Consider the following 4,644-nt stretch of genomic DNA (forward strand, 5'->3'; position numbering starts at 1 on the left):
AAATCAGTACCGAAGAACGCACCCCGGATAATTTTTTGAGCCAAATTAAGAAGTTTGTGGCGAAGTTGATTGCTGATGTTCCGACACAATTAACCGGCAGTGCAGCCATTAAGCAACAAATTAATCACCAACAGCAAGCGCAGAAGGCCGCCGAGGTGTTTTTAGAAACACCACAAGCAACTGTCATAAATAAACAAAAGTTTTACATTGNTAGCAAAGCCCTCGGTAAAACTGCAATCAAAGCCTTAGTCACCAAGGGTGAAACCAGCAAACTAAAGGGGTTCAAGAGCAAGAAAGGTAAGTCGTTTGACGCCAAGCTAAAACTTGACGGTCATAAATTAAGTTTTGATTTTGATTAGAACCTGCCTACCGCCCTGCACGTTGTTGCGGGTTGGTGAACCCGTTGTTTAGGTTCACTTTTATAAAGCCAAAAGTAAACCTAAACAACGGGTGAGATTAGCAAAGCAAAGGAGATCATAAAATGGATAATAAATTAGCAGTCATTGGGAGTGAATTACCAGTTTTGCAGGCTAAAGGAACCTACAAGTATCTAAAAGAAATCACTGGTAACGGAGCCTATTATCAAGTAGCCTGGCAAAAATTGTCTGACGGTTACGTTGCCCTTTATGGCACGACCTCAATTCAAACAAAAGTGGCTCCCATACTGAATGATATTTTTGAAGATGAGGAGGGGTAACTTATGCCAAATAAAGCAGATGTTAAGGCTTGGAAAGCACAATTAGTCGCCCAGGCTGAACAGCAAATCCTAAAATTAACTGATAGTGACCAATTTAAAAAGTATCTCAATACCCTGGCTAAATTTCATCGTTATAGCGCCAGAAACATTGATTTAATTTATGCGCAAAATCCTCAAGCCACTCAAGTCGCCGGTTTTAAGCAATGGCAGACGGCTTTTAACCGCACCGTCAACCGGGGCGCAAAAGCGATTCGGATTGCGGCTCCGATCATTAAGAAGCTAACACCAGCCGAGCAGAAGCATCTTGATACCACCGATGAGCGCGCCATTGTCGGTTATCGCTATCTACCCGTCTTTGATGTGGCACAAACTAGCGGTGAACCAGTGTTAAGTGCTAAAGACTTTGTCAAAGAAAATTTGGCCGATCATCAGAATGTGACAAGCTTATATAACGCGTTCAAAGATTATTTAAATCAGCAAACCGACCTTAAAGTCAGTGAAGTGCCTTTAGCGACGCTAAATGGGGCTAAGGGGTATTTTCAACCCAGCACTAATGAAATCGTCATTGGTGGCGATGAGCCCGACAATGCTTTGAAACTAAAGACGTTATACCACGAATATGCGCATAGCCAGCTACACGGCTTAAAATCAGCCTTTAAAGATCGGCCACGAGCCTATCAGGAAACCCAAGCCGAAGCGGTTGCGTATGTTGCCATGCAAAATATTGGCGTTGATACCAGCAACTACTCACTCGGTTACGTGGCCACCTGGGCTAAAGATAAAGCCGTGATCCATAGTGCTTTAAGTGAGATCCAGCAAGTGAGCAACAAAGTGATTGAGCTTAGCGATGGCTTAACCAAACAATTAGGCTTACAAGAAGCACAAAAAGAACCTGAGCATGATCTAAAAAAGCTATCAGCCCATGATCTTAATAAGTCCTACCAAAGCTTGCAACAACAAGTTCAGCAAGCAAGGAACCCACAACAAAAATCAGAACTACAAAATAAATTAAATGATGTACACCATGAAATCAGTAAGCGAACGCAAAAACAGCTGCAAGCATTTTCTGAACAAAACCCGGCAATTAAACAACCAGAACATAATGCAGCTAAAACATTGAAAAGATAGGGGGGGGTAACACTATGAAAATTGTTCTTTTAGATGGATATGAACTAAACAAAGATTTAAATTGGAAAAGCTTGCAAAAATTCTAGACCCAAACTTATTGCAATGCAACATGTTTTTTGCTAAACTCTTTAGTTAAGGAGGAAAAAATGATAACTTATAATGAACAGTGGCATACTTTTAGCGAAGCTAGCAAAAAAGTAGGAAAAAATAGAAATTATTTTTTTAATCGTTATAGAATAACACCCCACTACTTCGATCAAAACACTATTAAAGTGATTGGGGGAGTTCGATTTATCAACGATAAAGGCATCGAGTCTGTGATGAAAAATATAAAAAAAATGGCCGCCCGTCAAAGCAGTGAAGTGCTCTGATGGTTAATCCTACAACTTGCAGATTGTAGGAAACAGCCATGACTTATTATACAGCAAGAATTACAAATTATATTATAGATTGGGTGTGTGGCTGTGAAATTAGCATATGAAACCAAACTTGGAAAATCGTATATTGGAGATTCTAGGGAATTATTAAAAAAGATTCCAGAAAACTCTGTTAATCTGGTGGTAACGTCTCCGCCTTTTGCACTGCTTCGACAGAAAGAGTATGGAAACAAAAATGGAGAAGCTTACATTGAATGGCTTTCAGAGTTTGCAAAGTTAGTTAAACCTATCCTAACTGAGGATGGTAGTTTTGTTTTAGATCTCGGTGGAGCATATAAAAGAGGCGCACCTGTTAGATCGCTCTATAATTACAAGATTCTTATTAATTTCTGTGAAGACTTAGGTTACAATTTGGCGGAGGAGTTTTTTTGGAATAATCCATCTAAGCTTCCATCACCCATTGAATGGGTTAACAAGCGTAAGATCAGAGTCAAAGACTCAGTTGACACTGTTTGGTGGTTTTCGAAGAGTGACTTTCCTAAAGCAGACAATAGAAATGTTCTTGTTCCCTATTCAGATAGAATGAAGAAGCTTTTGAAATCACATAAGCATTTCTATGACCCTGCCCTACGCCCTTCAGGGCATGACATATCTAGTGGATTTAACAAAGATAACGGTGGAGCTATTCCGTCTAATTTGCTTAATATTCCTAATTCTGAAAGTAATTCTAGTTATCTTCATTTAACTAGAAATTTAAAAATTAAGGCTCATCCTGCGAGATTTCCGCAAAGGTTACCCGCTTTCTTTATTAAATATTTAACGGACCCCGGAGACACGGTTTTAGATATTTTTGCTGGTTCTAATACAACAGGTATGGTTGCTGAAAATCTTGAAAGAAATTGGATATCTTGCGAACTGGATAAGCAGTACGTAGCTGGATCAGTATTAAGGTTTGTCGATAGCAATGAAGTAGAAGTAGCTCAAAAATACTATAATGATATATTAGGTGGGAAAAATATACAAATTTTTAATTTAGTGTAATGATATAATTAAGCCATTGGTTAAAGCTAGGAGGGCAATAACTATGGCTTTTTTTGATAAACAACATCAATTTGATATTCAAAAATTAGAAGGTTTATGGAAGAAACTGGTAGATCTTGAGGACCTTGCTAAGAGTAGGGGAATCAATGATATATTTCAAGACAACGGTGCTAAGGTTTTGCAGCAGCTAATTATTAGTAATATGAAATTCTTACCAGGAAGAGAGGGAAATGATGCAGAGGATAGGAATGGTGTTGAGTGGGAATTTAAAAGTGTAAACATTGATACATCTGCCCGAGGATTTTCAACGGATCATCATACAACAGTTAATTTACTTGATCGTTTTAACTCCGTACCTTGGTTATTTTCCATCTACAAAGGAATACATTTGCAAGAAATGTATGTTGTTTCACCTGGCGGACTAGATGAGTGGGTTGCTAAACAAAAGGCAGGACTTACGAAGCATTGGAAAACGAATAAGGATTACGAGTTAAATAATCCCAAAATTAGTATTAAATACGTCAAGAGTCATGGTATATTAGTCTATCCCTTCCCTAATCCACCTGTTGATCCTGCCAACTTTGATTAAAAAGGTTTGGAGCAAAGCAAAGAATGATGAACAGGCCCAGAGTTAAATGATAAATTACAAACGTTAGTAATATTAACGTACAAACTCACTAACTAATTGAGGAGCGTACTTAAGCTCAATAAAACGATTTTAAATGTTCACTTTACGTACACGATAATAGGAGCCTAAGACGTTTACTCGTGATTTGAGACAGTTACAGCAAGTTACTTGGCGCGATTTGGTACGCGCCGCTTTTGAACAGCACGGCGGAAGAGCTTCCCTGAAAGACCTGTACGAAACCCTCGATGGGGCTAAAAAAGCGGTCAGCAACGTTCACTGGCGCGAACAAATACGAGCAGTGGTACAGTGCTATCCCGAATTTGAACGTATTCAACGTGGAGTTTACGAGGTTGCATATCCCTAAAAATCTCAAGACGAAAAAAACCGCCTACTGACGGTACAGCAGACGACGTAGCACTTAGCCACTCACAAGTTAAGTGTACCGTATCTTGATAAGAATGCAACCAGCCCAACAAGCACAGCGGATAAGCCCCTTAGCGTAAAGTTTAAGTGGGTAAATTATCAGAAACAAAAAGGGAGCGATCCCTACTCATGCTAGAATGTTAATGACAAATCAACCAGCTAGCAATTAGGAGGAATCACTCTTGAACTCTATCTTACAACAAATCATCACAGAAATGATGACATCATTTGGAAACTCTGCCTTTGATTTACTGACAGGAAAGTTAGACTTTGCCAATCTAGTCATCGAAACTCAAAAAAGTTTTGGAAAGACTCTTTGGGAAGTTTGTCAAATGGTGTTGAAGGATAGT

Annotated in this window: 5 protein-coding genes and 3 pseudogenes; all 8 read left to right on the top strand. The window is 39.0% G+C overall.

All coding sequences use genetic code 11. The features are described 5' to 3' along the window. Window positions 1-210: pseudogene (locus IV84_RS11250) on the top strand (DNA topoisomerase); the annotation flags it as partial. A 1-nt stretch (window position 211) separates the two neighbouring features. After that, window positions 212-359 (top strand): annotated as a pseudogene (locus IV84_RS11255) (topoisomerase C-terminal repeat-containing protein); the annotation flags it as partial. Between the two features lie 122 nt (window positions 360-481). Further along, window positions 482-697: a hypothetical protein gene (locus IV84_RS09635; protein ID WP_056986576.1), complete on the top strand. Its 216-nt coding sequence runs from the start codon at window positions 482-484 to the stop codon at window positions 695-697. A gap of 3 nt (window positions 698-700) precedes the next feature. After that, the gene (locus IV84_RS09640; RefSeq protein ID WP_056986577.1) at window positions 701-1,825 is read left to right on the top strand and encodes an ArdC-like ssDNA-binding domain-containing protein; all 1,125 of its coding nucleotides are present in this window, start codon (window positions 701-703) and stop codon (window positions 1,823-1,825) included. A gap of 14 nt (window positions 1,826-1,839) precedes the next feature. Then, window positions 1,840-1,905: pseudogene (locus IV84_RS10965) on the top strand (hydroxyacid dehydrogenase); the annotation flags it as partial. A 66-nt stretch (window positions 1,906-1,971) separates the two neighbouring features. Further along, window positions 1,972-2,196, top strand: a complete 225-nt coding sequence (locus IV84_RS09645; RefSeq protein ID WP_056986578.1) for a hypothetical protein — start codon at window positions 1,972-1,974, stop codon at window positions 2,194-2,196. 93 nt (window positions 2,197-2,289) lie between these two features. Then, complete coding sequence (locus tag IV84_RS09650) at window positions 2,290-3,243, top strand: DNA-methyltransferase (protein WP_056986579.1); 954 nt, start codon at window positions 2,290-2,292, stop codon at window positions 3,241-3,243. A 43-nt stretch (window positions 3,244-3,286) separates the two neighbouring features. Beyond that, entirely contained in the window at window positions 3,287-3,832 is a 546-nt protein-coding gene (locus IV84_RS09655) for a PDDEXK family nuclease (protein ID WP_056986580.1), read from the top strand. Window positions 3,833-4,644 lie beyond the last annotated feature (812 nt).

This window comes from Pediococcus damnosus (genome assembly GCF_001437255.1).
Lineage (GTDB): Bacteria > Bacillota > Bacilli > Lactobacillales > Lactobacillaceae > Pediococcus > Pediococcus damnosus.

Coding starts and splice junctions, on each gene's coding strand:
- IV84_RS09635 (WP_056986576.1), top strand. CDS start 482: ATGGATAATAAATTAGCAGTCATTGGGAGTGAATTACCAGTTTTGCAG.
- IV84_RS09640 (WP_056986577.1), top strand. CDS start 701: ATGCCAAATAAAGCAGATGTTAAGGCTTGGAAAGCACAATTAGTCGCC.
- IV84_RS09645 (WP_056986578.1), top strand. CDS start 1,972: ATGATAACTTATAATGAACAGTGGCATACTTTTAGCGAAGCTAGCAAA.
- IV84_RS09655 (WP_056986580.1), top strand. CDS start 3,287: ATGGCTTTTTTTGATAAACAACATCAATTTGATATTCAAAAATTAGAA.